A 4749-nucleotide genomic window follows, 5' to 3' on the forward strand; every position below is an offset into this window, starting at 1 on the left:
TCAGGCCAGTCCGAAGGCCATGCACGAATCGTGAAGTCCTGCGGCGATGCGGCCGATCTCCTCGTTGGACAGCGTCCGACGGAAGCTGAAACGCAGGGCGCCACGGGCGTCATCGGCGTCGATGCCCATCGCCGTGAGCGTCGGCGGCGTCTCCTGACGACCCACCGCGCACGCCGATCCCGAGGAGCATTCGATGCCCTGAGCGTCAAGATCCACGAGAAGCGTCTCGCCGGTCATCCCGGGGATGACGAAGCTCGCATGACCGGGCAGACGACGGTGCGGATCGCCCGTGAGCCGCGCCCGTGGAACCGTCCGGAGCACGGCGTCGATGAGCCGGTCTCGGGAGTCCGTCAGAGCCGGGTTGCGGACGTCCATATCCCGAACGGCGTCGTCGAGCGCCACGGCCAGGGCCACCGCGCCGGCCACATCCGGAGTGCCGGGCCGCAGCCCGCGCTCCTGACCGCCGCCCGACATCATCGGCGTCACCGGCGTCCCGGGACGCATCAGCCATGCTCCGGTGCCATGCGGAGCGCCGAACTTGTGCCCGGCCACGCTGATCGAATCGACGTCAAGTCCGCGGAAATCCACCGGAACCGTCCCCGCCGCCTGGATGGCATCGACGTGGATGGGCGTGCCGGCCTCATGGCAGATGCGCGCGGCCTCGGCGACCGGCTCGATCGTGCCGACCTCGTTGTTCGCCATCATCACGCAGCACAGGGCGGCTCCCCGGCCATGCAGGAGATCACGCAGCTGCCTGAGGTCGATTCGCGCCTGCGCGTCCACGGGGACGGTCTCCACCTCGAAGCCCATGACCTCCCGCAGCCAGACGGCCGACTGCATCACCGCCGGATGTTCCACGGCGGAGACGAGGACGCGCGCGGGCCTGCCGGCCTCACGGCCCGCCAGCGCTAGTCCCTTGACGGCGAGATTGTCGGATTCCGTGCCGCCGGAGGTGAATATGACATCCTCGGTCGTCGCGCCCAGATTCGTCGCCACCGACGCGCGGGCCGCCTCGAGCGCCCGCTTCGCCGTGCGTCCGTCCGTGTGGACGCTCGAGGGATTGCCCCAGGCCTCGGTGAGGAAGGGCATCATCGCCTCGACGACGTCGGGCCGCACGCGGTCGCCGGCCGCCGCGTCCAGATACAGACGGCCGCCGGAGGTCGCGGGATCAGGGTCAGTGGCGGGGTAGGCCGTGGCGGCAATGTCGTTGGCGTCCTCCGTCGTCATCGTCTCACCGCCAGTCCAGACCGAGGTCGATGGCTCGGACGGAATGGGTGAGCGCTCCCACGGAGATGAGGTCCACGCCGCAGGCGGCCACCGCGGGCGCGCGGTCGAGCGTCATCGTCCCCGACGCCTCGACGAGAGCCCTGCCGTCGACGAGCTCCACCCCGCGTCGCGTGTCCTGGAGAGTGAAGTTGTCGAACATGATGGTGTCGGCGCCACCGTCAAGCGCCATGCCGAGCTGGTCGAGGCCGTCGATCTCCACCTCGATATGCGTGGTGTGGCCGATCTGGGAGCGTATGTGCCGCAGGGTCGCAGCCAGATCGAGCCCGGCCGCGCGCATGGCCGCCAGATGGTTGTCCTTGACGAGCACCGCGTCCGACAGGCCGTAGCGATGGTTGTGCCCGCCCCCGCATACCACGGCGTGGCGGTCGAAGGGCCGCAGACCCGGAACCGTCTTGCGGGTGTCGGTGATGCGGGCGTGGGATCCGGTGGCGGCGTCCACGGCGTCGACGAAGCGGCGCGTCATCGTGGCGATGCCGCACATGCGCTGCGTGAAGTTCAGCGCCACGCGCTCCGCGGTGAGGATGCCGCGCACTGGGCCGTCCACCTCGGCCAGCACGTCCCCGGCGGCGAAGCGCTCGCCGTCGCGGGCATGGGCGTCGACGCGGATGCCGGGGTCGACGGTCCGGAAGGCCGCGGTGAATACGTCGATGCCGGCCAGCACCCCGTCCTCGCGGGCGCGAAGCCGTACGGAGCCGGTGATATCGGCGGGGATCGTCGCCTCGGAGGTGACGTCGCCGGTGGGACAGTCCTCGAGCAGGGCGCGACGCACCGCGTCCTCGATGACCAGATGGGTGAGCATGGTGTCCTTTCCTGGGGTTCCTGAGGCTCTGGGATTCCTGGGGTCTCTGGGGTCGTCTGAAGCTTTCTGGGGCTTCCGCGGTCCCTTGCGAGGTCTCCTTGCATGGGCGTTTCCGGGCGGGCGCCCTTGGCGCTATCGCAGCGGTCCCGCATCGAGGACCCATGCCCGCGACCGGGCCTGGGCGGGGTCGGTGGACGGGTGGTCGGTGCGGGCATGAGCGCCGCGCGACTCCTCGCGCGCCAGGGCGGCCGTGGCGGCGGCGAAGCCCAGCAGAGCCAGGTCGCGGTTCTCCAGCGCGGTGATTGACGATGCGGATGATGGCTTGGTGGGAGAGGGGGCTCCGATGTGCGGGGCCGATCCGTCGACGGAGGCTGATTCGTCGGTGGGAGCTGGGTGGTAGGAGCGAGCTGGCCTGTTGGCAGGGACCGATTCGTCGGACGCGGCGAAGCGCGTGCCTGAACGCAGACGCGCGGCCAGTTTCTCCAGTGCCCCGACGGTGTCGGACAATCCCGTCGCATCGCGCAGCACGCCGACCTCGGACCACATGACGTTCTCGATCCGGCGGCGGATGGAAGTGGTCGTGCCTGTCGCCGTGTCCTCCGCCTGCTTCGCCGTGAATCCGGGAAGTTCCGATTCGGGAAGCTCTGATGTGAAAAGTCGGGATCCAGGAAGCCGCAGCGTCGTCGGTTCTTCATCTTCGCGGATGTTTTCGTCGGCCGCGGAGCCTTTCAGCGAGTCCGGCTTCCACCTGCGTCCCGGCTCGTCCCCGGCGGCGGCCAGACCCGCCCGGCGCCCGAACACCAGACCCTCGAGAAGGGAGTTCGACGCGAGTCTGTTCGCGCCCTGCACGCCCGTTCGCGCGCACTCCCCGGAGGCGTACAGTCCTGGGATGCTGGTGCGGCCCTCGAGATCCGTGCGGATGCCGCCCATCCAGTAGTGCGCCGCGGGCGTGATGGGAACCGGGTCGCGGCTCCAGTCGATGCCGAGGCCCCTGACGTAGGCGTCGATGGTGGGGAAGCGGTGGGCCAGGAAGTCCCCCAGTTCGTCGGCCGACATTCGGGCGCCGACGTCGCGGCGGGCGATGGCGGTGGCGTCGAGGAACACGGGCCGACCGTCCTGGGCCATGATTCGCCGGTAGTTCTCGCGCGCCACCACGTCCCGGGGCGCGAGTTCGGCGCGCGGGTCCACGTCGGCCATGTACCGTCGTCCGGCCTCGTCCAGCAGCTGCGCGCCCTCGCCGCGCACGGCCTCGGAGACGAGGAAATGCTCCCCGACGGCCAGGGCGGTGGGATGGAACTGGTAGAACTCGAGGTCGGCCACTTGCGTGCCTGCCCTGAGGGCCGCGGCCAGACCGTCGCCGGTGGCCACGGCGGGATTCGTCGTGTACGGGTACAGTCGCCCGGCTCCGCCCGTGGCGAGGATGACCCGGTCGGCGGCGATCATCGACGCCGTGCCGTTGCGGGAGTCCTTCACGAGGATTCCTTGCACGGCCCCGTCCCGCAGAACGAGGTCGACGAGGAAGGTGTGCTCGAGGATCTCGATCCGCGGCTCGTTCCGGACCATGGCGCTCACGTCCAGCTCGACGATCCGGCCCGTGGCGTCGCCGCCGGCATGCAGCACGCGGGCGCGGCTGTGGGCCGCCTCCAGACCCCGAAGGGGGGTCCCGTCCGACCCGCGGTCGAAGCGCACGCCGGCGGCGAGAAGCGCCCGCACGCGGTCGGCGCCTTCGCGGGTGAGCACGTCCACGGCCGTGGGGTCGCACAGCCCGTCTCCTGCCGCCAGGGTGTCCTTCGCGTGAAGCGCCGGGTCGTCGTCGGGGGACACCGCTGCGGCGATGCCTCCCTGGGCGTGGTACGTGTTCGACTCGAGGAGTTCCGTTTTCGTCACCAGCAGCACGTCCGCGGCCGCGATCCCCCGGACGTGGTCGCCTCGGGCGGCCGCCAGCGCCGCGGACAGCCCGGCGATCCCCGTGCCCACGACGATGACGCGGTCGGGGGCACGCCGGTGCGTCCTGCTCGACTCGGGCAATCTGCTCGCACCGGACGTTCCCGTCGTCGTCGGCCGCGCCTTCTTCGTCTCCGCCGTCGTCACGGGCGCACCTCGAGCATGCGCGTCAACGCCACGCGGGCGTCGGCGGCGGTCGCCGGATCCACGGTGATGCGGTTGACGACCCTACCGTTCACGAGGTTCTCGAGCGACCAGGCGAGATACGCCGGATGGATGCGGTACATCGTCGAGCAGGGGCAGACCACCGGGTCGAGGCAGAACACCGTCTTGTCGGGATGTCCCGCGGCGAGGCGGTTGACAAGGTTGATCTCGGTGCCCACGGCGATGGTCGCGCCGGCGGGGGCCTCCTCGATCCTCTTCACGATGTACGCGGTGGAGCCCACCCCGTCGGCCGCGTCGACGACCTCCATCGAGCATTCGGGGTGGACGAGCACGGTCACGTCCGGATAGGCCTTGCGCGCCCGGTCTATCTGCTCCACGGTGAAGCGCTGATGCACCGAGCAGAAGCCCTTCCACAGGATCATCGTCGCCTGCGCCCAGGTGGCGTCGTCGTGTCCGCCGTCCGGCCTGAACGGGTCCCACACGGGCATGCGGTCCAGCGGGATGCCCATGGCGCGCGCGGTGTTGCGCCCGAGATGCTGGTCGGGGAAGAACAG

Annotated in this window: 4 protein-coding genes; all 4 read right to left on the reverse strand. The window is 70.4% G+C overall.

The genetic code is table 11. The features are described 5' to 3' along the window. Positions 1–1227: a cysteine desulfurase family protein gene (locus tag RWX87_RS06505; protein WP_314688771.1), complete on the reverse strand. Its 1227-nt coding sequence runs from the start codon at positions 1225–1227 to the stop codon at positions 1–3. Positions 1228–1231: 4 nt separating this feature from the next. After that, positions 1232–2086, reverse strand: coding sequence for a carboxylating nicotinate-nucleotide diphosphorylase (gene nadC / locus RWX87_RS06510; protein WP_314688772.1), 855 nt, complete (start codon positions 2084–2086; stop codon positions 1232–1234). Between the two features lie 132 nt (positions 2087–2218). Beyond that, entirely contained in the window at positions 2219–4114 is a 1896-nt protein-coding gene (locus RWX87_RS06515; RefSeq protein ID WP_314688775.1) for an FAD-binding protein, read from the reverse strand. 59 nt (positions 4115–4173) lie between these two features. Then, on the reverse strand, positions 4174–4749 hold a 576-nt coding region (locus tag RWX87_RS06520; RefSeq protein WP_314688773.1), incomplete at its 5' end, for a quinolinate synthase NadA.

Origin of the sequence: uncultured Bifidobacterium sp., from assembly GCF_963540075.1 — a bacterium.
Lineage (GTDB): Bacteria > Actinomycetota > Actinomycetes > Actinomycetales > Bifidobacteriaceae > Bifidobacterium.